At 33.7% G+C, this 25,172-nt stretch carries 21 protein-coding genes; 14 read left to right on the plus strand and 7 right to left on the minus strand.

Annotation, left to right across the window (positions count from 1 at the left end; genetic code table 11):
• The first annotated feature begins 252 nt into the window (after positions 1-252).
• Together ACP5QL_RS08570 and ACP5QL_RS08575 are read left to right on the plus strand one after the other, a co-directional pair.
• On the plus strand, positions 253-456 hold the full coding sequence (locus ACP5QL_RS08570; RefSeq protein WP_428127073.1) for a HEAT repeat domain-containing protein: 204 nt from the start codon (positions 253-255) through the stop codon (positions 454-456).
• Entirely contained in the window at positions 371-1,798 is a 1,428-nt protein-coding gene (locus ACP5QL_RS08575; protein ID WP_428127014.1) for a diguanylate cyclase, read from the plus strand. Before ACP5QL_RS08570 ends, ACP5QL_RS08575 begins: the two co-directional genes overlap by 86 nt.
• 6 nt (positions 1,799-1,804) lie before the next feature.
• Here the strand turns inward: ACP5QL_RS08575 and ACP5QL_RS08580 are convergent, their stop codons facing one another.
• Together ACP5QL_RS08580 and ACP5QL_RS08585 are read right to left on the minus strand one after the other, a co-directional pair.
• Positions 1,805-2,962 (minus strand): prolyl oligopeptidase family serine peptidase, encoded by a 1,158-nt coding sequence (locus ACP5QL_RS08580; protein ID WP_273333865.1) that lies wholly within the window; start codon positions 2,960-2,962, stop codon positions 1,805-1,807.
• 116 nt (positions 2,963-3,078) lie between these two features.
• Positions 3,079-4,104, minus strand: coding sequence for a glycoside hydrolase family 11 protein (locus tag ACP5QL_RS08585; RefSeq protein WP_164931041.1), 1,026 nt, complete (start codon positions 4,102-4,104; stop codon positions 3,079-3,081).
• 654 nt (positions 4,105-4,758) lie between these two features.
• On the opposite strand from ACP5QL_RS08585, the gene ACP5QL_RS08590 reads away from it, so the two are divergent.
• Together ACP5QL_RS08590 and ACP5QL_RS08595 are read left to right on the plus strand one after the other, a co-directional pair.
• A complete protein-coding gene (locus ACP5QL_RS08590) occupies positions 4,759-5,259 on the plus strand; it encodes a hypothetical protein (protein WP_428127018.1) in 501 nt (166 codons plus the stop codon).
• 268 nt (positions 5,260-5,527) lie between these two features.
• Positions 5,528-7,288 carry an ABC transporter ATP-binding protein gene (locus ACP5QL_RS08595; protein ID WP_273333857.1) on the plus strand — a complete coding sequence of 587 codons (1,761 nt, stop codon included), beginning with the start codon at positions 5,528-5,530 and terminating at the stop codon, positions 7,286-7,288.
• Here the strand turns inward: ACP5QL_RS08595 and tsaA are convergent.
• The 4 genes from tsaA to ACP5QL_RS08615 are packed head-to-tail and all read right to left on the minus strand — an operon-like array spanning position 7,285 to position 11,141.
• The gene (gene tsaA / locus ACP5QL_RS08600; RefSeq protein ID WP_428127022.1) at positions 7,285-8,220 is read right to left on the minus strand and encodes a tRNA (N6-threonylcarbamoyladenosine(37)-N6)-methyltransferase TrmO; all 936 of its coding nucleotides are present in this window, start codon (positions 8,218-8,220) and stop codon (positions 7,285-7,287) included. The two genes, ACP5QL_RS08595 and tsaA, sit on opposite strands and share 4 nt — an antisense overlap.
• Positions 8,221-8,249: 29 nt before the next feature.
• Complete coding sequence (locus ACP5QL_RS08605; protein ID WP_273333855.1) at positions 8,250-9,008, minus strand: ABC transporter ATP-binding protein; 759 nt, start codon at positions 9,006-9,008, stop codon at positions 8,250-8,252.
• A complete protein-coding gene (locus ACP5QL_RS08610) occupies positions 9,005-10,027 on the minus strand; it encodes a FecCD family ABC transporter permease (protein ID WP_428127078.1) in 1,023 nt (340 codons plus the stop codon). The genes ACP5QL_RS08605 and ACP5QL_RS08610 overlap by 4 nt, the downstream gene beginning before the upstream one ends.
• 4 nt (positions 10,028-10,031) lie before the next feature.
• A complete protein-coding gene (locus tag ACP5QL_RS08615) occupies positions 10,032-11,141 on the minus strand; it encodes an iron ABC transporter substrate-binding protein (protein WP_272995637.1) in 1,110 nt (369 codons plus the stop codon).
• 90 nt (positions 11,142-11,231) lie between these two features.
• Between ACP5QL_RS08615 and ACP5QL_RS08620 the strand changes: the two genes are divergently transcribed.
• On the plus strand, positions 11,232-12,152 hold the full coding sequence (locus tag ACP5QL_RS08620; RefSeq protein ID WP_428127028.1) for a response regulator: 921 nt from the start codon (positions 11,232-11,234) through the stop codon (positions 12,150-12,152).
• On the opposite strand, the gene ACP5QL_RS08625 is transcribed toward ACP5QL_RS08620, so the two are convergent.
• The gene (locus tag ACP5QL_RS08625; protein WP_428127031.1) at positions 12,136-13,497 is read right to left on the minus strand and encodes an HD domain-containing phosphohydrolase; all 1,362 of its coding nucleotides are present in this window, start codon (positions 13,495-13,497) and stop codon (positions 12,136-12,138) included. The two genes, ACP5QL_RS08620 and ACP5QL_RS08625, sit on opposite strands and share 17 nt — an antisense overlap.
• A 253-nt stretch (positions 13,498-13,750) precedes the next feature.
• Here ACP5QL_RS08625 and ACP5QL_RS08630 point away from each other — a divergent pair, with 253 nt between their 5' ends.
• The 9 genes from ACP5QL_RS08630 to ACP5QL_RS08670 all read left to right on the plus strand — a co-directional run bounded on the left by ACP5QL_RS08630 (position 13,751) and on the right by ACP5QL_RS08670 (position 25,167).
• Positions 13,751-16,150, plus strand: coding sequence for a hypothetical protein (locus ACP5QL_RS08630; RefSeq protein ID WP_428127035.1), 2,400 nt, complete (start codon positions 13,751-13,753; stop codon positions 16,148-16,150).
• A gap of 312 nt (positions 16,151-16,462) precedes the next feature.
• A complete protein-coding gene (locus tag ACP5QL_RS08635) occupies positions 16,463-18,637 on the plus strand; it encodes a hypothetical protein (RefSeq protein ID WP_428127038.1) in 2,175 nt (724 codons plus the stop codon).
• Between the two features lie 82 nt (positions 18,638-18,719).
• Entirely contained in the window at positions 18,720-20,603 is a 1,884-nt protein-coding gene (gene metG, locus ACP5QL_RS08640) for a methionine--tRNA ligase (RefSeq protein ID WP_164930950.1), read from the plus strand.
• The gene (gene dnaX, locus ACP5QL_RS08645; protein WP_428127043.1) at positions 20,604-22,160 is read left to right on the plus strand and encodes a DNA polymerase III subunit gamma/tau; all 1,557 of its coding nucleotides are present in this window, start codon (positions 20,604-20,606) and stop codon (positions 22,158-22,160) included.
• Positions 22,161-22,170: 10 nt separating this feature from the next.
• On the plus strand, positions 22,171-22,485 hold the full coding sequence (locus ACP5QL_RS08650; RefSeq protein WP_012582669.1) for a YbaB/EbfC family nucleoid-associated protein: 315 nt from the start codon (positions 22,171-22,173) through the stop codon (positions 22,483-22,485).
• 3 nt (positions 22,486-22,488) lie between these two features.
• Positions 22,489-23,091: a recombination mediator RecR gene (gene recR / locus ACP5QL_RS08655; protein WP_012582670.1), complete on the plus strand. Its 603-nt coding sequence runs from the start codon at positions 22,489-22,491 to the stop codon at positions 23,089-23,091.
• 25 nt (positions 23,092-23,116) lie between these two features.
• The gene (locus tag ACP5QL_RS08660; protein ID WP_012582671.1) at positions 23,117-23,689 is read left to right on the plus strand and encodes a 2-oxoacid:acceptor oxidoreductase family protein; all 573 of its coding nucleotides are present in this window, start codon (positions 23,117-23,119) and stop codon (positions 23,687-23,689) included.
• A complete protein-coding gene (locus ACP5QL_RS08665; protein WP_012582672.1) occupies positions 23,686-23,964 on the plus strand; it encodes a 4Fe-4S binding protein in 279 nt (92 codons plus the stop codon). The genes ACP5QL_RS08660 and ACP5QL_RS08665 overlap by 4 nt, the downstream gene beginning before the upstream one ends.
• A gap of 15 nt (positions 23,965-23,979) precedes the next feature.
• A complete protein-coding gene (locus tag ACP5QL_RS08670) occupies positions 23,980-25,167 on the plus strand; it encodes a transketolase C-terminal domain-containing protein (RefSeq protein ID WP_012582673.1) in 1,188 nt (395 codons plus the stop codon).
• Positions 25,168-25,172: the final 5 nt, after the last annotated feature.

Raw genomic sequence — 25,172 nt, forward strand, 5'->3', positions numbered from 1 at the left:
TAATTCTGACCTTATATGATAATGACGAATACAGAAAAGTAAGTGAGGAAATAGCAGACGGATTTGTCTCTAAATCTGACTTTTTCTCAAAGATAAAAGAAATATTAGAAGGCATCCTAAGAGAAGAGAAAAAGAAAACCATATATAAGAAATGAACTTGTAGAAGTTTTTGTAAAATATGGAAAATCCATAATACCTATCCTTATAGAGAGGCTAAAGGAGGAGGATTTAGAAATAAAATCCTCTACCATTATTGCCTTAGGAAGAATAGGAGACAAATCTGTTGTGCCTCATATAGTTGAAGTCTTAAACAATCACGAAGAATTAGCAGTGGTATGTGCTGGAGCTCTTGCGAAAATAGGGGATAAAAGTGCCTTATGTCAGACAAGCTATAATATCCGCATTAAATTCTATAGGACATCCTTCTATGCCAGAAAGGATAAAAAAGCTTCTTAAAAGTGAAAATCCTTATGAAAGAGAGTCTGCAGTAAAAATCGCAGGATACTTTGGATATGAAGAATGTAAAGAAGAAATTTTTAATTTGGTAAATGACAAAGACGAAGAGGTAAGAAAAGTAGCATACGAGAACATAGTCTTCTTTGAAGATGAGAAAATTTTCGAAATATTAAAAGAAGGTTTAGAAAAAGAAAAAAGAAAAGTGCGAGAGGTAATAGCAAGATCATTAATTTATTTAGGTAAAGATAAGGCTTTACCTCTCGTTGAAATAGCTCTAAGAGACTCATCTCCATGGGTAAGATATTACGGAGTTAAATCTCTGGTTCATCATAATCCTCCTGATCTTTTAAGTATCCTACAAGATCTTCTTTCTAAAGAAGATACCACTCTTGTAAAAATAATCATCATAGAGTCTATTGGAAAAACAGGAAATGTAAAGGCTATTGATATCTTAAAAATGTTAATGAACACCAACGACAAGGATTTACTCCTTGCAGAACAATCTTTAGTAGGAGTATTTGTAATACAGGAAGAAAAGGTTATATATGTAAATCCAAGATTTGTTGAAATTTTCGGATATCCCACAGGACTTAAAACCTTTAATGATTTTCTCAATTATATCTATGAAGAAGATAGAGAAAGATTCAAACAAAGATATCACGAGCTCTTAGATAAGACTTTTGAATATATTATAGATGAGTTCAAAATTAAAAAGGGAAAGGATATAGCATATATTGAGATGTCTATGGTAGGAATAATGTATAAAGGAAAGCCTGCCATTTTAGGAACTACCCTTGACATAACTTATAGAAAAAAGATGGAAGAGGAATTAAAAATATTATCCATTACAGATCCTTTAACAGGACTTTATAACAGACGTGGCTTTATCACCTTAGCAGATCACACTTTAAATCTTGTAAAAAGATTAAATAAAAAAGCTATAATCTTATTTATAGACCTTGATTATATGAAATGGATTAATGATAATTTAGGACATAATGTAGGAGATCAAGCATTAATTGATGTTGCTAACATACTTACCTCTACCTTTAGGCAAAACGATCTTATCGCAAGAATTGGAGGGGACGAATTTGTAGTACTTGGAATTATTGGAGAAGAAAACCATAAGGAGAAGATAATTGAAAGACTGACAGAAAAAGTAAAAGAATTCAACACCAAAGAAAAAAGACCCTACAAGCTGTCTTTAAGTGTAGGTTATGTAGTATACGATCCTGAAAATCCTAAAACCCTCGAAGAACTTCTCCAGCTCGCAGACCAATTAATGTATGAAGAGAAAAGACTAAAGAAACAAAACAACCAATATCCCTTTGGAAGGCGCTAATAATTCTTATCTTTTCCTTTGCTCAAATAACCAGTCTATAACTTCTTCATTGTCATAGACTGGTATCCAAGAGGCATGGGGGTGATAACCCATTCTCTCCATCTCTCCCCACAAAAACTCCGTATACTTTACCTTTCCCCCTATTTCTACAAGCCTTCTTACTACCGATCTTGAAAATTCCACACTTACCAAATTGTCGTCTTCGGCATGAAAGATCCAAAGAGGAATGTCTCTTATCCTTTCAAGATTATTTATGTCTGCTCCCCCACATATGGGGATCGCTCCTGCAAAGAGCTCTGGATGTTCTATAAGAAGAGCAAAGGTACCAAAACCCCCCATAGAAAGTCCTGTTAAATAAATCCTATTAGAATCAATATTTTCCTCACTTATAATCTTCCTAATCAAATTTGCAACAGCAAGAAGAGTTTTTGTAGGTTTAAAGGGATTACCCCTCATAAGAAGCTCAGTCCAACTACTATCTGCAGGACACTGAGGAGCAAGAACAAAACAAGGGTGCTCTGCTTGCTGTCCTGGCTCTGCAAAAGTTACCGCACCTCTATACCATGCTATATGTAGAAAATTATCATTTCCCCTTTCTCCTGCACCATGTAAAAATACCACAAGAGGATATTTTTTATTTTTATCTATATTTTTAGGCACATAAAATCTATAAGGAAGAATAACTCCCAAATCCTTATCCTCATAAATCAAAGCTTTAAATTCATCTATTATAAGATGTCTCTCTTCAGAAGTAATCAATGAAAAGGGCATAATTTCTTTTCCATCTACACTCTTAATACTCACCTTCTGCTCTATTTCGTATTCTAACTTTAATCTTTTTGAAAGAAATCTTTGAGGATCAAAAGTAGCAGTAACAGCCGAAGGTTCCTTAGGATTTAATTCTAAAACTAAAAACCTTCCTTGATTAGTAAAGGGAGCAGGTAACAACTCTCCATTATTGTTAGCATAAACTTTTTTAATACTTCTTTCCACAAATTTCCCCTCAAGTTTTGTCTTTACTGAAAACATGTTTAGATTTAAATTTCCAGCATTTATCTCCGCATCATATTCCAAAACTACCGCTACAACCCTCTCCCCTTCAGGCATAACTCTCGTTACTATAGTTGCCCTTGGTATATTATGAGGAGTTAATACTTCAGACATTTTACCCTCCACAAAAACAGCATAATTTGTGAATATTATACCACCACAAAAGAGAGTAAGAAAGAAGAGGGCTGGGAGCATAAATCCCAACCCTCCATTACTTCTCATCATCCTAGCTATTGTATTTCTAAGTAATCCAAATATACGTCCCATGTTCCATTATCCGAAGTAAGGATTAGTTCTACCGTTTGATTCCCCGTAGCATGGGAAATATTGCTCAAGGTTTGTACCGTTGGTGTTGTGCCTGTAAAGTAAAAAGTTCCAACTTTCTGTCCTCCAATCCTTAAATCTACTGCTGCTGTATTATTATTACTAGAGCATCCACGGAGTCTAAAAGTATGCACAGAGTTTGCAAAGTATTGTGTATAGTATGCTCTGTCATTGTTTGCATAAAGTGCTACCCCGTTAAATGGACTTGATATCCTTGAGGCATATGGACCACTTAAGGACATGTTTTCACATTCTACTCTTGTTACAGTAGTACTGCCGCCACTACTGCTACTAGTGGAAAAGGTGTTTTGAGTTATATTAGCTGAACCACTACTCTGATAACCTTCAACACAAAGAGTAATCTGATCAATAGTACCAAGATTTAATCCCTTATTTGCCCAGGCTCTAAAATGATCAGTTACTGTAACTGTTCCACTGGTTCTCTTTGATGTCCTTACGCTCCAATACTGATCAAAGGTAGCTGTACCTACAATAGATGGTTGATTTACACGAGTAGTTCTGTAAATATCATAGGTACCACCATCAATGGTAACCTGCCCAAGAGATGTTGCACCTGGTGGACGCCAGGTACCCCAACTTTCTACAATGTAGAACTCCACTAAAGGATTAGTAGACCAGCCATAAATGCATAAGTAGGAGTTTCCATTAGGATTGTAAGTTGCCGAGTATGTAATTTTAACAGTACCTAAAGATTGCCATGACTGATTGTATTTCTTACCTGTCCTAAACAGTGCATTGTTTATATTGCTCCACTGACAGCTAAACCTTCCCTGAGTGTATACAGTCATTGTTGTATTCCCTGAATCTTTCCATAATTCATAGTAATATCCGTCAAAAGTACCACTTGCATTGCTTGTTAGAGTTATAGATGTTTGAGCATGTACTTGCGTATATACTGCAATAAGCAGCATAATTAAGAGAAGTTTAGTAAGTTTTTTTAAGTACACTTTAAACACCCCACTTTATTTTTTTATTACCCCTTTAAGGGCTACTTAGCCCAATAGGGGATCCACTTTTAAAATCGTTTTTACAAACCTTTAAATTTTGATTAAAAATTTTATACTAAGAAGAATACCTTGTCAATATACTGAAAAAAATTACACCATGAAATTAATTTTGTAATAAAAGCCTTTAAAACAATAAAAAAAATTAATGAAACTATTTTTATACTTTTTAAAATATACTATATCTAATTCCTACTTAAAGGGAGCCTGTTTTAAAAAATTTTAGATGGGTAAAAAAGATAGCCTTAAATGGAATATCATCCAGCAACAAAAGATCTATGTGGCAAAATAAAGGTAAAAAGAATAGAGAATTTTAAAAGTTAACTTATTTTAATCTCCTGCAAGGAGCTCATCAGGTATCTAAATAGAGCGGTAGATAGAATAGATACAAAGAAAATCCCTGTAATAGACTTTTGAAAGTTTTCTCTTTGTGTGTTTAAAAAAGTGTGGTATAATTAAAATGGAATTTAAGATTTTAAATCATACCCTCAATTAATACTCTTTAAAATCTTAAATTTCAAGAGAGAAAAGTAGGGGAATTTTTTAATTAGGGGGAGGAGAATGAGAAAAATATTAATTAAATTCTTTATTATTCTCATGTTTTTACTAATTATAACTTTTGCTTCAAGCTTTAAGGGCCAAGATTATAATGGTTTTAACTTCCCATACAAAGGTGCTCTTTTTCTACATGATGGAGACTATGTAATATTTGAATGTACCGAAGGCTATAATGGTTTTTATTATATGACAGGAAAAGATTATGAAGTGCCTGTGCAGGTTTTTGATTATAACACAGGGAAAGATTTAGGATACTTATTTTTACCAGGAAATCCTTATCCAGTAGGTGAAAATTTTAGTTACGCTCCTTTCCGATGGATGGATTTGCAACAGGGATATAAAGGGAGGACACTAAAGATAGTTTTAAGAGAAAATAGAAAGATTTATAATAAAACTTACGGCGACAGGGATTTGCTTATTAAATTTAAGCCCGGCACAACTGTTTTGTACTGGCATGGGGTTGATTCAACAGATTGGTGCGATTTGGATTATGTAGCCAAGTAATGTTTTCTCCTTTATAGAAGTGAAGCGCCTAAATTTTTTCTTTGATATATATTTACGGAGCATGAATGGGGTTAGAGTAAACATTAAAACTTAAGCAGTTTTTAAACTTCGTTAAATTTCTGATCTGTAATCAAAAAAATCACCCCCCTAGGAGCTATTTTAAATGAGGAGGGTGATAAAATAATTAGAGATTCAGCTCCTTTAAAGTAGACAAACTTTATCTTTTGTATTAAAATAATTTGATAGCTAATTATTGGAGGTGTTAATTTTGCGATATCTCATAAAACTTGTCAAAATTGCAAAACCGTATTGGGGGTATCTCATAATATCAGCCATAAGTCTTCTTATTTTAACAGGAATAAATCTTCTTGGACCTTGGCTTATAAGAAGCCTTATAGGAATTATCACAAACATTACTCACTACCCCAATGCCAGAGAGGATATAATAAAAATATCTCTTGTTTTAGTTTTATCCTACATTTTAGGAATAGTTTTTCAATTCTTAAGAAACTATTTTTCCCATTATGCAGCATGGCATTTAGTGGCTGATGTAAGGATGATGGTATATGATAAACTACAAAATTTATCCTACAGATATTTTGTGGACAAGCAAACAGGACAACTTATGTCAAGGGTAGTAAATGACACTGCAAACCTTGAGATGTTAATTGCTCATGCGGTACCAGATCTTATAAGCAACCTATTAATACTTACAGGAATTGCTACAATACTTTTTATAATAAACCCTACCTTAGCCCTCCTTTCTCTCACCCCTATTCCCTTTTTACTTTTCAGTAGCAGTTTGTTTGCCAAAAAAATTATGCCCATATTTAGAAAAGCTCAAAAAGCTCTTGCAGACCTAAATGCAGATCTTCAAGATAACCTTTCTGGTATAAGAGAGATTCAGCTTTTTAATAAACAGGAGAAGGAGTATAAGAAAATAAAAGAAAAAGTATATAATCAAATAAATGCCCTTCTTTCTGCCTTAAAACTTAGCGCCGTATTCCATCCTACGGTTGGATTTTTAAGCTCCCTTGGAAACCTAATTGTGGTCTCTATTGGAGGAATAATGGCTCTTTCTGGCAAAATACAAGTTCAAGATATTGTAGGATTTTTACTCTACCTTGGAATGTTTTATCAGCCAATAAATGCCCTTGCCCAAATTTTGGAGAATGTTCAACAGGCCCTTGCAGGAGCAGAGAGGGTATTTGAAGTACTGGAGACAGAGCCAGAGATAAAGGAAAAGGAAAATGCTATTGAGCTTAAGGATGTAAAGGGTAAAATTACCTTTGAAAACGTTAATTTCTCCTATAATCCCGGGGTTTACGTATTAAAAAATATCTCCTTTGAAATAAATCCTGGAGAGATGGTAGCTTTTGTAGGTCCTACAGGAGTAGGAAAAACCACCATAATGTACTTAATAAATCGGTTCTTTGATCCTGACTCTGGATCCATAAAGATAGATGATATAGATATAAGGGATGTAACTTTAAAATCTCTTCATGAAAATATAAGTATAGTACTTCAAGATGTATTTTTATTTAATGGTACTGTCTTTGAAAATATAGCCTATGGAAAGGAGAATGCCACCCTTAAAGAGGTAATAGAGGCTGCAAAAATTGCCCATGCCCATGAATTCATAGAGAGACTTCCAAAGGGCTATTTTACTGAAATAGGAGAGAGGGGAATAAAACTTTCTGGAGGACAAAAGCAGAGGCTTGCCATTGCAAGGGCGGTCTTAAAAAATGCCCCTATACTTATCCTTGATGAAGCTACTTCATCGGTGGATACGGAAACGGAAAGTGAAATTCAGAAAGCTATAAACAATTTGGTAGGGACAAGAACCATTTTAATTATTGCCCACAGACTCTCTACGGTAAAAAGAGCAGACAAAATCATAGTATTAAAAGATGGAGAGATTGTGGAGATCGGATCTCACGAAGAACTTATTAAGAAAAAAGGACTTTATTACAAGCTTTGTTCGGTACAATTTGCCGAGGATAAAATGGCAGAAATTGTAAGAAATTAATCCTTTTCAAAACAGTCCATACAGACAATTTTTCCTTCTTTAATTCTCATATTTCTTTCCGAAGCCTTTTCCCCACAAATTTCGCATTTTAAAGAGGGATATATCCTTGCTCTTTTAGGAATTTCGTCCCTTGGAGCTTGAAATTCAAACATGTCTTCCACATTCATTTTTAAAAGTTCTTTAGTCCATTTTTCTCTATCTTCCCTTCGAGGAAGATCCTTTAAGACTATCCTTACTCCCTCTCCTGTATCTCTTACGAAGAATGTAAAGGCTTGTTTTCCTCTATCTTTGAAGATAAGATTTCCTTTTCCAAAGGTACATCCAAGAATATATTGAATAGCATCTACTCCACATGCATTATTTTCTGTAATACAAACTATCTCTTCATCTTCAGAAAAGGAAATCTTAAGTTTTAAAACTGCTGCCTCCACTGCTTTATACCCTATAGCAAGCCCCGGACAGGAATGTCCATGAAAAGAAACACATTCGTCCCATAAAGCAGAATTAAATACTACTTTTTTTCTTGGTCTTTTTATAGCATCAATATCATAAACATATACTTTTATATCTAAAAGAGGACTCTTATCAATGGCATCAAGCCCTAACACATAAATTTTATTTCCTTCTATCTTTCTAATTTCGCCAATGGAAAAGGCAATAGGGTTTGGTCTTGAGGGAGACCTGGTGGAAAAAACACCTTTCTCTTCAGGTCCCCAGGGGGTTATGGTCTTAAGTCTATTCCTATCTGCTCTATCACACCAGTAAAGAACAATTATATGTTTTACATTCTCTAAACCTTGCATTGCATCTCTATATTCCTCAAAAATCTCAATAACTGACTCTTTTAAATCCTCTGCCCACCTTCCTTGAAAAGGTGCCTCTTCCTTAGTTTTATATAGACTATGAATGACTCCGATAGGTTTAAGCTCCATATAAAATTCTCCTCTTCAGAAAAATATAATTACACTGCTAAAGGTACTACTACTGGTATATTATTTACTTTATCAATAACCACTTTTACTCCATAAACTTCTTCAATAATTTTTTCATTTATCATATCTATAGTGCCTTGAGCATAAATGGTGTTATTTTTTAGAAAGATAAATTTATCACAAAATCTTAATGCTAAATTCACATCATGAAGTACCACAAGAGCTGAGATATTTTTATTAATCACATATTCCTTTATAAATTGCAAAACCTCAATTTGATTTTTTAGATCCAAATTGTTTGTGGGTTCATCAAGAAGCAAAATTTTAGGTTCTTGAGCTAATGCCCTTCCTATTATCACTTTTTGAAGTTCTCCTCCCGATATCTCATCCACACTCCTTAAGGCAATATGTTGAAGGTTTAAATCTCTAATTATTCTTTCCACTATCTCAAGATCTTTTAAAGTGGCATCCCATTTAATATGAGGTCTCCTCCCTAAAAGGATCACATCAAATACAGTAAGATTATAGTAATCATACTTCTGAGCCACATAGCCTATAAGCTTTGCAACCTCTCTTCTTTTTATATTTCTTATATCTTTCTTATTCAAATAAATTACTCCTTCTTTTGGTGAGAGAATCTTATTAATGCACTTTATAAGGGTGGACTTTCCAGCTCCATTATTACCAAGAATTCCTACCATTTCTCCTTCTCTTACCGAAAAGGTTACATTCTTTAAAACAGGTGTACTTCTATAACTAAAATGTAATCCTTGAATTTCAAGAATCATCTTTTAAACCTCAAAGAAAGAAGGTAGAGAAAGAAAGGAGCCCCAAGAAGAGAAGTTATAGCACCTACAGGAAGTACTATGGGAGAAATTACAGTTCTTGCTAAGGTATCGGAGACAAGTAAAAGTAGTCCACCAAAAAGGGCAGAGCCAGGAATAAGAAACCTATAATCATTTCCTACAAATCTCCTCATAATATGGGGTGCAATAAGGCCTACAAATCCTATAACTCCAACACTCGCAGTTATTACTGCGGAAATCAAAGAGGTTATAAGCATGGAAACAATTCTTTCCCTCTCCACATTAATTCCAAGACTTTTTGCCGTTTCATCCCCACCCTCAAGGGAGTTATAATCCCACCTTCTGGAGACAAAATAAAGAGTACCCAAAAGTATCACAATAAATATTATCTTTATATCTTTTAAAGAAATTCTACCTATATCTCCAAAGGTCCAAAAAATCACTGCAGCAATTTTTACCTCGTTAGCAAAGTACTGAATGATGGTGGTCAAAGCAGAAAAAAGAGAAGACAAAGAAACTCCTGCAAGGATCATAGCCTCAGGCGTTACTTTAAATCTGGAAGAAAGAAGAATAATCAATACAGTAGTCATCATAGCTCCTAAAAAAGCAAAAAGGGGAGTTAAATAAGGAATATTCTGGTTAAACAACACAATAGACAAGGTAGCTCCCAAGGCTGCTCCTTGAGAAATACCTAAAGTAAAGGGGGAAGCCATAGGATTTCTTAGAACATTCTGAGATATACAACCTGAAACTCCAAGCCCAATTCCTGCTAAAATAGCCCCAAGTACTCTAGGAATCCTTATCTGCCATACAATTAAACCTAATTTACCTTCACCCTTTCCGAGAAAAGCTCTGACAAAATCTAAAAGATTAATCCCAGAGGACCCTACATTCAAGGCAAATATAGAAAAGATTATTATGAAAAATCCTAATAAAAAGATAAATAAGATCTTTCTCCCCGTATATTCCTTATACTCTTTTACTGTAATTTTATACTCCATAACTTTACTCTTCAAGGTTTACCCTTTTAAGTTCTCCATATGATTTGGCAAGTTCAGAGTAGATATTCTTCCCCCTCTCCCCAAAGAAAAAGGTATAAATCTCTTGAGCCTTGTTTCCTATAATTATATCCTTAAATTTATCAGGATATACCACTTTGGCTACCCAAAACATATCTACAAGGGCAGTATCAATATTGGTATTGTAATTGTTGTAAGGATATATTCCATAGATATTTTTATTTTTATAAGCTCTCAAGGCTTTATAAAAATCAGGATTTTTACTAAAGTCGTCCTTTACTAAATTGAGATTTCCAAGATCCAAAAAGATTATATCAGGATCCCAAATCAAAAGCTTCTCCTTCTCTATAAATACGCTACCCTTTTTACCAAGAGAATCAGCTACGTTCTTGATATAAAGGGGAGTAAAAATTGGGAAATATCCTTGAGTACTCTCTATACCCCTTGCCCCCTTAAATCCTAAAGCTCCTACGTAAACCGATGGTTTATTTTTATCAGCAATATATCTCGTCTTTAAGGAAAAGGCATTCCTTATATTTTTTATATAAGTTATAATGGCAGAAGCCCTTGCTTCCTTGTTTAGCACCTTACCAATAATCTCCAAAGATTTAAAGAGATCTTCATCAAAGGTGCCAAGAGTACCATAATTTAAAACCACTACAGGAATTTTTGTTTTCTCATAGAGCTTATCTGCTCCACCCTTGTCCAAAAGTTGAATAACAAAGATTACATCAGGATTTACTGCTATTAGTTTTTCAGGATCCGGAGAAGTATCAGGTCCTCCCTGACCAATTATGGGAAGTTTCTCTATAATATCAAAAAATGCCATATTATAAGTCCTACCAATGGTGTACCTTTTATCAATATTTTCTACCCCTACAATTCTACTAAACTGATCTACATAACTTACAATTCTTAAGGCTCCCGGACCAATAGCCACGACCCTTTTTACTGGCTGACTTATCTCAACCTTCCTTCCTGCAAGATCAATTATTGAAATAGTATTTTTTGTCTGAGAAAAAGATAAAGAGGAATAAAATATTAACAATAGAGGTATTAACAGAGCGAATTTGAAAATGTATTTATTTATATTCATATCTACTTTTCCTCCTCTTAGTGCTACTTTTTACAAAAATTATAACACAAAAAGAAAAGTAAAAAAAGATCTGTGATATAATATAAAAAAATGGTTCCTGAAAATAATAGGGATATATTGATAGTAGAAGATTCACCCACTCAGGCAGAATATTTAAGAAATATCCTGAAAGATTATAATTTTTCCTCTTTTGTTGCTCTTTCAGGAGAAGAAGCTATAGAGATCTTGAAGAGTAAAACCCCTAAATTAATCATATCGGACATTTTGATGCCTGGAATTGATGGATTTGAACTCTGTAAGATAGTAAAAAGCAGTGAGAAATGGAAAGATATAATTGTATTATTACTTACTACCTTGTCTGATCCAAAAGATATAATAAAAGCCTTAGACGTTGACGCAGATGCCTTTATAATAAAACCCTTTAATAAAAAATATCTCATATCTACAGTTCAATTTCTTATATCCCACAGTGAATTAAAAAAACTTGGCTATACAGAGTCGAACTTAGAGATAAATATTATGGGGAAGAAATATACCCTCAGATCAACTCAGATCCAAATTTTAAATCTTCTCCTATTTTCCTATGAAAAAACCATTGGAGATATGGAAGAGATTAGGAAATTAAAACAAGAAATCAAGAAACTAAATGAAAAATTAAGAGAAATATATGAAAAGGACAAAGAATATGATTTTCTTATTGAAGGAATTCCTATTCCCATTCTGGTAATAAAAGATATAAGAGGAGAAATCATAGGTGCTAATTCTTCGGCTCTTTCCTTTTTCAACATGAAAAAAGAAGAGATCATTGGAAAAAACATCTTTGAGATCCTTCACCTTTCTCCCCTTCATATTACCCAACTTAGGGAAACTCTTACACCATCAAAGGATAAAAAAACGGTTAAAATTAAAGCAACTTTGCCCTCTGGAGAGTCAGCAGAGCTTCGAATTATAACCACTCCTATATTTTATAAAGAAGTTCCTGCCTTCCAAGTCTCTATATTGAAAACTTAAAATCCTTCTCTTTAAAAAGCCTTATACAAGCATCAACCACATCAGGATCATATTTTGTTCCTTTGTTTTTCTCAATTTCTTCCAAAGCCTTATCAATTCCAAAAGGAGGTCTGTAAGGTCTATGAGAGATCATTGCCTCAACCACATCTGCCACCGCTACGATCCTTGCAGAAAGATTTATCTCCCCATTTTTTAATCCTTCAGGATATCCGGATCCATCAAGCCTTTCGTGATGTTGAAGTACTATATAAAGTACCTCTGGAGGAAAATCTATATTCTTAAGCATATTGTATCCCGTTAAAGGATGAGTTTTTACTATCTCCATTTCAATGTTATTTAATTTACCAGATTTATTTAAAATCTCTCCAGGAATTGCAATCTTCCCAATATCATGGAGTAACGCTCCTATTCTGATGGCGTCAACTTTATCCTTAGGCAAACCAATCTCTTTTGCGATAGCGTGAGAAAGTTCTGCAACTCTTTTCTGATGATAAGCAGTATAAGAGTCTTTATGCTCCATTATGGAAGAAAGAGTATTAATCACTTGATTATATAGATTGGTAATTTTACTAACACTTCTTCTTAAATTTTCCTCTAATTCTCTCTCCTTAGTTTTATCAAGAATATAGATTAAAACTCTCTCCCTTCCCACAGGGTAAACATATACATTTATAAATCTTAATTTCCCAATAGGATCAATGACTTCAACCTCAAAGTTTAAATTCAAATTGCCGTCATAAACTTTTAAGAGTTCATTTTTCAAAGTATTTAAACCTTCTTCAGTAAAATAATTAAACACGTTTTCTTTAAGGGCGTCAAAACTAAATCCTTTATACTCATTATAAAAGCTTTCATTTATGTAAATAAATTTGATTTTACCTATAATCTCATATATAGCCTCAGGATAAATCTCAAGATACTTATCAATTTCATTTCCTGCGATTTTCTTAATAATCCTAAAATAATTAAACATTTCAGAAAGATCCACCTCAATGATGGGGAAGGGACTTTGGGATATAAAAGATGCATAGTTTTCATACATATATGTTAAAAAGGAGAAATCATTTATAGTTATAATGTTTAAATTGTAATCTGAAAAAGAGAAAAAATTTATAAAAATCTTTATCTTTTCTCCATTACTTTTGGTTAAATAGGTTTCATAACCCCAGTCCAATTTTTTCCAAGAACTTATGTCCCCAAGGATCTCGTATATGTGTTTCTTATCTTTAACCTCTTCTCTTTTATATCCTGACTTCTTCTCAAAGTTTGAATCGCATTCTAATACTAAACCTTGAGAATTTACAATCAAAAAACAAGAACTTATATTTTCAAAAAAATCTTTCATACAAACTCTTCCTTATATCCCACCCACCTTACTCTGAGTAAGATTATAGCATAGTTTCCTTTGAAACAAAAATATACTAAATTTTTAACTTCTTATTTCAATTTCCAAATCCTAAGATGAGAGTACTAAAAGCACTGCTATAAATAAAGCTAAAATGTTAAGGATTTTAAATTTAATATTTCTCTACCCCTTAGGTTATATATTAAGTCGCTTAATAATGTGATATGATAATTAAAAAAGTCACGGGGAAAATATGAAAAGATTAATCTTTACAACTATTTTTATTTTTGTATTTTCTGTAACCTCAGCCCAAACCTTAAGTTTTAATGGAAACATGAATATAAATTCTTATTATGCCTACTTTTCAGGAGACTCATCCCTAAATTATCTCTCCTCAGAGATTCAAGAAGGAATTTATTTCTACCAAAATTCCCAATTTTCCATAGATTACCTCACTAAAAACCTATCTTTAAATTTCAGTTATCAGTCTCAGCCTAAGGAAAGAGTAGATTTATTCCTGAGATCGGAAAATTTTTATATGAATTTTAGTAATGAACTTTATCAGAACTTCTCTCCACTTACCTTGTATAATAAGATCCTAAACGGCATCTACAGTTCATATGAAAGGAAAAAATTAAATATGGCTTTAATCTTTGCAAAGATTGAGGGAAGAAAAAAGATGACAAAATTTAATGGAAACGAGACACAGGGTCCATATTTTATTGGAGACTTCTTCTTGATACCTTATAAAGAGAGGGCCTATTTAAATGGAAACTTGTTAAAAAGAGATGAGGATTACATAATAGATTATACTTATGGGGTAATTTATTTTAACTTTGTGGTGTCCTTCCAAGATGAAGTAATCTTAGAATATGAGATTTCAGGAAATACTGAAATTTACAATGTGGCGGGTTTAGGTATAGGGTATTCTCCCTTTAAATTAAGTTATATCTCCCTCCAAAGTACATCCACAAATACTCAAAGAAGCTTTATAGAAGGATCTTTTAAAATAAAAAGGGACGAGAATAACTTTTTAGAAATAAGAAGATCTTATGCCCTCCTTGAAAACAATTACTCGGGATATGCAGACTATTTAAAGCTATCTTTCAAAGGAAAAATTATAAACAGTAATCTTGAGATTATAAACTCCACTGAAAATTATCCTTATATTCCAGAAATTCTTGGAAATTTTAATCTCACTCCTGGACTTCGAAACCTTACTTTAAATCTTAATCTAACCCCTTTAAGTATTATTAATTACTATTTTTCTTATAACTTAAGTGGGGATAATATAAAGTGGCTTCATAATTTAAGCATGAATTCTACATCTTTAAAGCTTTCCTTATCATACCGAGAAGAAAACAACAAAAACACTCAAGTCTTAAATTTCACTTATATTCCTATAAATTTATATGGCATGATTCAGAAGATTAATACAGGTTCTTCAACTATAAACACTTGTACCCTATCTCTATTACCTAAGATTAACAATTTTAACCCTTCTTTTTATTTCTCTCAAAAAGAGCAATTAATAGGTTCTTCTTATATAAAAGAACAAGAAATAGGAGGAAGCATAAGTTTAATAGGGAAAATTTTTGATTTTTCCATAGGAGGAAACTATAAAGTAAAAGGGAATTTAGATCCTCAAGCACCTATTCCCATATCCCAAAACTTTATTACCAACGGCGAAACCTATATTTTTGAATTAAATTATACTCCTTTACAAGATTCCATAAATTTATACATAAATAATACATATATCAGCAATAATGGAACCTTTACTTATTATCTCCCCGATGGCACTTATAAGACTTATACAGTAAATTATTACACTTACAATAATACTATTTTTATATTCTTCATTGATGAAGAAGGAGAAAATCCTCCTCCCGCAGGACTAAACATAACCATCAATTACCAAACAATCCTTCCTCAAAGAACTTTTTCTCAAAGCACTTTCCTAAAAATGAGAGTAAAATATTTCAACCTAAACCCATTATTAACTCTGCAAAGAAACAATGATAACAACTTCGTATACCACAATATATCTCTCTCCACTTATGGAATGCCTATTCAAAACCTCTGGATAAGCCTTACTGGAAATAAGGATATAGAAAGACCAAGAGGAAACCTATCCTTAAATGCCAATTACTATCTTAAGTCATCTTCTCTTAATTTTAACTTTTATTACAATGAGACAGAAAATATGGAAACTTTGTCTTCAAAAACTAACCTAAATCTCTCTTTTAATCCCTATGACTTTATTATTTACCTTGAGTACTATCAGAACTATTATTACCAAAATTTTTATAAAAATCTTTCCCTCTCTTTTGAACTAAAAAGATCCTTCTCCTTTGGAGATTTTAAAATTGAAATAACCAAAAATAAAAGAGAAGCATCTTATTCCTTGGCTCCTTATAAAAAGAACCTTCAGAATTTATCTTTTTCCAAAAAATTTAACGAATATACTACTGAACTCTCTTTTTCCCATGAATATTACAGCGATAAAGCAGAAAGGTATATAATAGGTTTATTTCTAACTCCTACAAAAACTCTCCCAAATTCCTCTGCTTTTATAAAATATATACTAAACAAAAAAGAAACAAATTTGCATATTTTTCAGATAGGAGGCAATATTTCTATAAACTTCTAATACCCCTTAGTTTTAACCAATTGCGTAATCTCAAAAATTTGTAATATAATTCTTTATATGAAAAACGTTTTCCTAATAGTATTAATAATCATATTAACATTTTCCATATCCTTTTCACAAAGCCTCAATATAAATGGCAACACCTATATAGATACGTATTTTTCCATATTTTTTGGGAACCCTTATCTTTTATCTCTTAATCCAAACATTCTCAAAGGAATATACATCTACCAAAATTCCCAGTTTTATTTAAATTACCATATACCTAAATTTACCCTTGACTTCTCTTATATTTCCCATCCCACGGACATCATGGAACTTTTCTTAAATTTTTCTGAGTTTAAAATTAGATTTAGTAATCTCCTTAACCTAAACTTTTCCCCACTCTCCCTATACAATAAAAAGGTTAACGGTATTTATATCACATATGAAAATAATACTCTTTCTCTTAAAGGAATAATATCAAAAATAGAGGGATTAAAAAAATATAAAAACTTTTATGGAAATGGTACCCCAGGACCTTACTTTCTTGAGGATACCTTTCTAACACCCTTTACAGAAAAAGTATATTTAAATGGGAATCTTTTGCAAAGGGATTTTGATTACGCTATAGATTACAAGCAAAGAATAATATCATTTAGCTTTGTAATTACAAAGAATGATTATATAGTCATAGAATATGAATCCCCCTCCAAAGAAATTTATAACCTTTCAGGCTTCTCCTTAAACTTAAGTGCTCTAAATCTTTCTTACCTTAATTTAGAGAAATCTATAGAGAACACCCAAAACAGTTTTTGGGAAGTAGGTATAAATATGGAAAAAGACGAAAATAACCTTTTAAATCTCCGAAGATCTTTTTTCTTTGTTAACAACATGTATTCTGGGTATGCAGACTACTTAAAATTTGCTCTGAGTAAAGAACTTTTCACTGCATCCTTGGAATACCTGTATGCAGAAAAAGGATACATATATTTAACAGAAGTTTTAGGGAACAACAATCTCTTATCTGATTCAAAATATATACATTTTAGCTTGAGTTTACTTCCCTTTTCTTCTTTAAGCTATATTTATGACTTTGAAAACAAAATTACCAAAGGAGAAGAGTTCTCAAAACAAAATCATACCCTTATATTGAATACCAACAATTCAAAAGCTGAATTCTCTTATAGCTATGAAAAAAGTAAAGAAGAGATTGGAATAACTTACACTTACTATCCTTTATCTTTAAATAGTATGTACAAAAAGACGATTTCTAACTCTTATGTCTCGTCAACTTATAGTATGTCTCTATCACCCTCTTTAGATTTTCTAAATTCTTACTTTTTAGTTTATTCTAACGATTATTATTCGGATAAAGCTTATTTTAGAGACTTCTCCTATACCATAGGAATAAGCATAAAAAGTAAAAGCTTTGAATTAAATATGGGAGAAAAATTTAATAAAAAAGAAAATTTAAATCCAGATACTCCCATTTATTTAGCTCAAATCTTTATGACCGACGGAGTAAATTTCTCTTTCCAACTATCTTACCCTACTATTGATATAAATTCAGTTAGTGTCTATATAAATAATATTCTTGTTCAAAATAATAGCACTTTTACATATCTTTTTCCTGACGGCTCTTATAAGACTTATACTTTAAATCTATCTATATATGAAAATAGAGTAGATCTATTCTTTGTAGACAATAATGGAATTCATCCTCCCCCTCCAGACCTTTCCTTAACCATCTACTACTTAACGATTATTCCTCAAGAAAGCTATTATCAAAGCCATGATTTACAATTAAAGTTTACAAGTCCAAAGATAAGTTCCTCCGCTTCTCTTCAGAGGATAGAACAGGATTTCATCTATGACTATCTTATTAATTTCTCAGCCCGAGGAACAATTCTTAAAAACCTATGGATAGATCTCACGAATATTTATAAAATATATGAAAAAAACAACAAGCTTTTACTTAAATCTGTATATTTCTTTTTACCTTCATATATTTATTTAGATTTAAACATAAATAGCTTCCCCTATGCAAAAACTATTCTTTTCAAAATTAACCCAGTTCTGACTTTTGGTGAAGATTTTATAAATTTCTCTTTAGAACATCTTGAAAACACTTATTATGAAGCATACCTTAAATACCTGTCTCTAAACTTAGAATTTAAAAAGAAATTCTCTCAAAATGAATTTAAAGCACATTTTTACAAAACCTGGAGGACTTATACTTCATCTGTAGATACTGGCACCTATTTACTAAATTCTGAATCTATAAACCTCTTAAGAGAATTAAATAAATCAAAATATGAGTTATTTATAATCCACGAAAAATATAATACCAACTTAGAAAAATATACTGTAATTTTTACTTATATTCCCAACAAATCTGAAAAATTTACCAACAATTGCCTTTATATAAAAGGAATATACAGTGCATTAGAGCAAAACTATTCTTTTATCCTTCAAATAGGAGGTAATATTTCTGTGAATTTTTGAAATTAGTATAAATTTGACACATATCTATTTAAGTAGTATTATTATCAAGGAATTTTAGTGTATGAAAGGAGCGAATAACTTGGTGAGAAACAAATTCTACATAACAACTCCTATATATTATTCAAATTCTGAACCTCATATAGGTACTGTGTATACCACTATTGTTGCTGATACCTTCGCCCGTTTTTATAGACTTAAGGATTATGACGTGTTTTTCCTTACGGGACTTGATGAACATGGACAAAAATTAGCAAGAACAGCTCAAGAAAGAGGCTATACGCCTCAAGAATACGTAGATCTGATGGCACAAAAGTTCATAGAAACTTGGGAAAAAATAGGCATAACCAATGATGATTTTATAAGAACCACAGAAAAAAGACATGAAGAGGTAGTACAAAAAGTATTCCAAAAACTATATGATAAAGGATATCTATATAAGGGAAGCTATGCAGGCTGGTACTGTACCCCATGTGAAACCTTCTGGCAAAAAGAAGAGCTCCATGATGGGAATTGCCCTGCTTGTGGAAGACCTGTGGAGTGGCTTGAGGAAGAAACTTATTATTTCAAACTTTCTGCCTTTGCAGAGCCTCTCCTGAAATATATTGAGGAACATCCTGAATTTGTATACCCTGAGACCAGAAGAAATGAAGTTATAAGCTTTATAAAGAGTGGATTAAAGGATATAAGCGCTACAAGAACTACTGTAAAATGGGGGATTCCTGTCCCCTTTGATCCGAAGCACACAGTATATGTATGGTTTGATGCTTTAGTAAACTACATAAGTGCATTGGGATACTTGACAGATGACGACTCTAAATTTAAAAGATATTGGCCTGCAGACGTGCACTTAATTGGAAAGGATATCCTTAGATTCCATGCCATCATATGGCCTGCCATCCTTATGGCATTAAATATTCCTTTGCCAAAGACTGTTCTTGCCCATGGATTCTGGACTATAAAAGGTGGTAAGATATCTAAATCCAAAGGAAATAGAGTAGATCCTCATGAATTGATAAATCTTTATGGAGTAGACGCCCTTAGGTACTTCCTTTTAAGAGAAGTTCCTTTAGGACTTGATGGAGAGTACAGTGATGAAGCCTTTCATAGAAGATATCATTCGGATCTTGCCAATGATTTAGGAAACTTATTAAATAGAGTTCTTACAGTGGCAGAAAAATATACTGAGGGAAAAGTTCCAGAGCCAAAAGAATTCCAAGAGGAAGACAAATTCCTCCTTCAAAAAGGAGATGACATGGCAAACAAGGTAGAAGAAGCAATGGCAAATTTCAATCCTGCTAATGCCTTAACCTATATCTGGGAAGTCGTACAAGAGGCAAATAGATACATAGATCAACAAGCACCTTGGAACTTAGCCTCTTCTGGAAACAAAGATAGATTAAATACAGTTATTTATACCCTATTAGAGGCTTTAAGAAAAATTTCTATTATGCTTTATGCTTTTATGCCAAACATTGCAGAAGAAATCCAAAGACAACTTGGATATAAAGATGTGCAATTTGCTTGGGACTTAATAAAAGATGTTAAAATACCTGTGGGACAAAAATTAAATAAAGGAAAGATTTTATTCCCAAGAGTGGAAAGAAAGGAAGAAAAAGAAGTGGAAGAAAAGAAAGAGGAGCAAAAAATAAGTATTGATGAGTTTAAAAAGATAGACCTTAGAATAGCAAAGGTAATTTCTGCGAGAAGAGTGGAAAATAGCGACAAGTTATTACTTCTTGAAATTGATCTTGGAGAGGAAAAGAGACAAATTGTGGCTGGAATAGCAGAATATTATAAACCCGAGGAGCTTATAGGCAAAGAAATAGTAGTAGTTTATAACTTACAACCTGCAAAGATAAGAGGCTATGAATCTCAAGGTATGCTCCTTGCTGCCAAAGATAGCAAAGGAAGACTTGCCATTTTAACTCCTGAAAAAGAGGTGGATCCTGGATCGAAGGTGAGCTAAATGCCTGTAGCCCTTTATAGAAAATGGAGACCACAAACCTTCGAAGAAGTTGTAGGACAAGAGCACATAGTAATTACCCTACAAAATAGTCTTAAATATGCCCATATTGGTCATGCATACCTTTTTGCAGGACCAAGAGGTACAGGAAAAACTACCGTTGCAAGAATTCTTGCAAAAGCTCTAAATTGTGCTAAAGGTCCCACTCCTACTCCCTGCCTAAAATGTGAGTCTTGTGTTGAAATTGCAGAAGGAAGAAGCATTGATGTTATTGAGATAGATGCTGCATCTAATCGTGGTATAGATGAAATAAGAGATATTAGGGAAAAAGCAAGACTTCTTCCTGTAAGAGATAGATACAAAGTTTATATTATAGATGAAGTCCATATGTTAACTAACGAAGCCTTTAATGCCCTTTTAAAAATCCTTGAAGAACCACCAGAGCATGTAATATTTATTATGGCAACTACAGAACCTCAAAAGGTACCCTTAACTATTCTATCAAGATGTCAAAGATTTGATTTTAGAAGACTTACAAGGGATGAGATTATAAAACAGCTTGCAAAAATTGCAGAAAGCGAAGGAGCAAAAATCTCTGAAGGTGCTCTCAGGCTTATTGCCATACAGTCTCAGGGATCTATGAGAGATGCCATAAGTCTTTTAGAGCAACTATTAGTTTACTCTGATCAAGAAATCACTGAAGACTTCGCAAGAAATCTTCTTGGGCTTCCTACCTATGAATTTACCTATAAATTTGCAAAAGCTCTGGGAGAATATAATATCCTTGAAGGATATAGCCTCCTTCAACAGGTATTTCAGATGGGCAAAAACCCACAACAATTTGCAAGAGAACTTTTGCAACACTTTAGAAATTTACTTTTATTAAAAGCTGACGAAAGAATAGGAAATCTCCTTTCTATTACCCAAGAAGAGTTTGAAGAACTTATGGAAGAAACAAAACTCTACACTATGCAAAGACTTCAAGACATTATTGATCAAGTTCTTATCCTTGAAAACAGGCTTAGAGATCTCACTAACGCCCCATTAGTTATGGAGATGATTCTTCTGCCCTTATTTATGAAAGAGGAAACAGTAGAAGCTCAGATAATTCAAACCCCAACTCAGCCTACTACTCCTATAAAAACTGAAGAAAAAGAAGAAAAAGAGAAGAGAGGAGAAAGTACCCCAGGAACACTAAATATAGATGAGCTTCTAGATAAATGGCCTCAACTCCTAGCAAAGATTAAAAAGAGAAAAATTTCCTTAGAAGCCATGTTAAGAGAGGCAAGAATCATAGAGATAGATCAGGAAGGAAAGTTAGTTCTTGGACTTCCAAAAAATTTCTCCTTCCTAAAAGAAAGACTTGAAGAAAAACCCAATAGAGCATTAATCGAAGAAGAATTTAAAAAACTCTATGGTGTTCCTATACAGGTAAAGTTTATAACCGTTGAAGAAAATCCTATTTTGAAAAATCCTGAAAAAGAGGATCCCAAAAAAGAAGAGAAGAAATTGTCCACGGACGATGTCAAAAATATGTTTAAGGGTAAACTAATAGAATAGGAGGGATAATGTGAAAAATCCATTTGAGGCGATGAAACAACTTAAGAAGCTTCAGGAGAAAATGGCAAAAATAGAGGAAGAATTAGAACAAACCCTCGTAGAAGGAACCGCAGGAGGAGGAGTTGTGAAGATAGTTATGACAGCCAAAGAAGAGGTAAAGGAGGTAAAAATAGATCCTGAGGTGGTAAACAAGGATGAGGTAGACATATTAGAAGATCTTATTGCAGCTGCACTAAGAGACGCCCTTACAAAGGCAAAAGAAAAGTCAGCTGAGAAGATGGGAAGTCTCACCGATGGGCTTCCCTTACCACCCGGACTCTTTTAACAGATGGCAGAAAAAAGTATTTTTGAGAAGCTCATTGATGAGCTAACAAAACTTCCTGGAATTGGGCCCAAATTAGCCCAAAGAATTGCTTTTTACCTCTTGAAACAACCACAGGAAAGTGTGGAAGTTCTTGCAAACACCATCTTAAAGGTCAAAAAAGAGATTAAATATTGTTCTATTTGCTTTAACCTTACTGAAAAAGATCCCTGTGAAATCTGTACGAACCCTGAAAGGGATAAATCCATAATTTGTGTAGTTGCAGAGCCAAAAGATCTTTGGGCAATAGAAAAAACCTCTAAGTTTCATGGAGTTTATCATGTCCTCGGAGGATTAATTTCTCCTTTAGATGGAGTATTTCCAGAGGATCTTAGAATAAAAGAGCTTATGGAAAGGGTTAAAAAAGGAAATATAAAAGAAGTTATTCTTGCCACCGACTCTACTCCAGAAGGAGAGGCAACTGCTATGTATATTGCAAGACTTCTTATGGAATATCCAGTAAAAGTTACCCGTCTTGCCCATGGACTTCCTGCAGGTACAGAACTTGATTTTGCCGATGAAATGACCCTTATTCATGCCTTAGAAGGAAGAAAGGAGTTAATATTATAATAAATATAAAGAAGGAGGTTATAGTATGAAAGATATGCTGGAAATTCGCTGGCATGCAAGGGCAGGGCAAGGAGCAAAGACTGCTTCTTATCTCCTTGCTGAAACAGCCATGGAGGCTGGAAAGTATATTCAAGCCTTTCCGGAATATGGCCCAGAAAGAACAGGAGCACCTATGAAAGCATATACCAGGATCAGCGACAAACCTATAAGGATCCACAGCCAAATATATAATCCCGATGTTGTAGTAGTACTTGACAAAACTCTCATCGGTAAAGTGAATATTTTAGAAGGACTTCCATCGGATGGAATACTCATAGTAAACACTACCCAATCTCCAAAAGAGATAAGAGAACAGCTTGGAATCTCGGACAGAAAAATCTATACTGTGGATGCCACCGGAATAGCTCTTGAAACCATTGGAAGACCTATCCCAAATACTCCCATGCTGGGAGCCTTGATTCGTGTAGTCCCAATAATAAGTTTAGATGAGGTACTTAACCAGTTTAGAAAGAAATTTGAAGGAAGGTTTAGACCCGAAGTTGTGGAGGGTAACCTTCAAGCTATAAAAAGAGCTTACGAGGAGGTAAAGGGAGAATGAAATTACCAGGATGGAAAGAATTAGTAAATATAGGTCCTATTTTACCTGCACAGACTTCTAAAGAGTATAAGACGGGGGACTGGAGAACCTTTAGGCCTGAAATTGACTATAACAAATGTACTACTTGTATGTTTTGCTGGCTCTTCTGTCCTGATTCTGCAGTAAAATTTGATGGTCAAAAGGTTTATATTGACTATGATTACTGCAAAGGTTGTGGTGTTTGCGCAGCAGAATGTCCTGTCAAAGCAATAACCATGAAAGAAGAAGAAAAATAAAGGAGGGAAGAAAAAATGAAGACTCAAGTCAAAAGAATCGCTATTGAGGGTAATGAGGCAGCAGCCTTAGCTTTTAAGCAGGTAAATCCTGATGTGGTTGCTGCCTATCCTATAACCCCTTCCACCGAGGTGGTACAAAAATTCTCTGAATATGTGGCAAACGGAGAAGTAGATACCGAATTTGTGCCTGTAGAAAGTGAGCACAGTGCCATGAGTGCATGTATTGGTGCCGCTGCTGCAGGTGCAAGGGTAATGACTTCTACTGCATCCCAAGGACTTGCTCTCATGTGGGAGATGCTTTACATTGCATCTGCTTTAAGACTTCCCATTGTAATGACTGTGGCAAACAGAGCCCTCTCTGCCCCAATAAATATCCATGGAGATCATAGTGATGCTATGGGAGCAAGAGATTCTGGTTGGATACAAATTTTCTCTGAGAACGTGCAAGAAATATATGACAATATCTTTCAAGCAGTTAAGATTGCAGAACATCCCGACGTAAGACTCCCTGTAATGGTAGGGTATGATGGTTTTATTACCAGCCACTCCGAAGAGATGATAGAAGTTCTTGACGATGAAGTAGTAAGAAACTTTATAGGAAAATATAAGCCCCAATATACCTTGCTTGATGTGGATAATCCTATAGCGGTAGGTCCCCTCGCTCTAACGGACTCTTACTTTGAGTTCAAAGTAGCCCAAGCCTATGCCCTTGAAAACTCTCTTCCCATTATAAAGCATGTAGGAAAAGAATATGGGGATATTACAGGAAGATACTATGATGTAATAGAGAAGTATAAAACCGAGGGTGCAGAATATATAATCGTGGCTATGAGCTCTACTGTAGGAACCGCAAGAGAAGTAGTAGATGCTCTAAGAGAAAAGGGACTTCCTGTGGGACTTTTGAAGATCAGAGTATTCAGACCATTCCCCACCGAGGATATTATAAATGCTCTTAAAGATGCAAAAGTAATAGGAATTCTTGACAGAAGTATGGTTCCTGGATCCTTTGGTGGTCCTCTTTACCATGAGATAACTTCTGCCTTCTACCATTATGATAAAAGACCAATTGCTCAAGCATATGTATATGGTCTTGGAGGCAGAGATATCACTACTCAACACATAGAGAAAGTCTTTGAAGAGCTCATGGATATAGGTAAGAAAGGAAAACCAAATCCTCTCACCTATATTGGAGTAAGAGAATAGGAGGT

Origin of the sequence: Dictyoglomus sp., from assembly GCF_049968615.1 — a bacterium.
GTDB lineage: Bacteria > Dictyoglomota > Dictyoglomia > Dictyoglomales > Dictyoglomaceae > Dictyoglomus > Dictyoglomus turgidum.

Excerpts from the sequence above, each read along its gene's own strand:
- tsaA (WP_428127022.1), bottom strand. The coding sequence starts at position 8,220 with ATGGAGCTTAAACCTATCGGAGTCATTCATAGTCTATATAAAACTAAG.
- ACP5QL_RS08670 (WP_012582673.1), top strand. The coding sequence starts at position 23,980 with ATGAAGACTCAAGTCAAAAGAATCGCTATTGAGGGTAATGAGGCAGCA.
- ACP5QL_RS08635 (WP_428127038.1), top strand. The coding sequence starts at position 16,463 with ATGGAACTTTTCTTAAATTTTTCTGAGTTTAAAATTAGATTTAGTAAT.
- ACP5QL_RS08590 (WP_428127018.1), top strand. The coding sequence starts at position 4,759 with ATGAGAAAAATATTAATTAAATTCTTTATTATTCTCATGTTTTTACTA.
- ACP5QL_RS08615 (WP_272995637.1), bottom strand. The coding sequence starts at position 11,141 with ATGAATATAAATAAATACATTTTCAAATTCGCTCTGTTAATACCTCTA.
- ACP5QL_RS08605 (WP_273333855.1), bottom strand. The coding sequence starts at position 9,008 with ATGATTCTTGAAATTCAAGGATTACATTTTAGTTATAGAAGTACACCT.
- ACP5QL_RS08660 (WP_012582671.1), top strand. The coding sequence starts at position 23,117 with ATGAAAGATATGCTGGAAATTCGCTGGCATGCAAGGGCAGGGCAAGGA.
- ACP5QL_RS08625 (WP_428127031.1), bottom strand. The coding sequence starts at position 13,497 with ATGAAAGATTTTTTTGAAAATATAAGTTCTTGTTTTTTGATTGTAAAT.
- ACP5QL_RS08665 (WP_012582672.1), top strand. The coding sequence starts at position 23,686 with ATGAAATTACCAGGATGGAAAGAATTAGTAAATATAGGTCCTATTTTA.
- ACP5QL_RS08580 (WP_273333865.1), bottom strand. The coding sequence starts at position 2,962 with ATGTCTGAAGTATTAACTCCTCATAATATACCAAGGGCAACTATAGTA.
- dnaX (WP_428127043.1), top strand. The coding sequence starts at position 20,604 with ATGCCTGTAGCCCTTTATAGAAAATGGAGACCACAAACCTTCGAAGAA.
- ACP5QL_RS08630 (WP_428127035.1), top strand. The coding sequence starts at position 13,751 with ATGAAAAGATTAATCTTTACAACTATTTTTATTTTTGTATTTTCTGTA.
- ACP5QL_RS08585 (WP_164931041.1), bottom strand. The coding sequence starts at position 4,104 with ATGCTGCTTATTGCAGTATATACGCAAGTACATGCTCAAACATCTATA.
- ACP5QL_RS08610 (WP_428127078.1), bottom strand. The coding sequence starts at position 10,027 with ATGGAGTATAAAATTACAGTAAAAGAGTATAAGGAATATACGGGGAGA.
- ACP5QL_RS08620 (WP_428127028.1), top strand. The coding sequence starts at position 11,232 with ATGGTTCCTGAAAATAATAGGGATATATTGATAGTAGAAGATTCACCC.
- recR (WP_012582670.1), top strand. The coding sequence starts at position 22,489 with ATGGCAGAAAAAAGTATTTTTGAGAAGCTCATTGATGAGCTAACAAAA.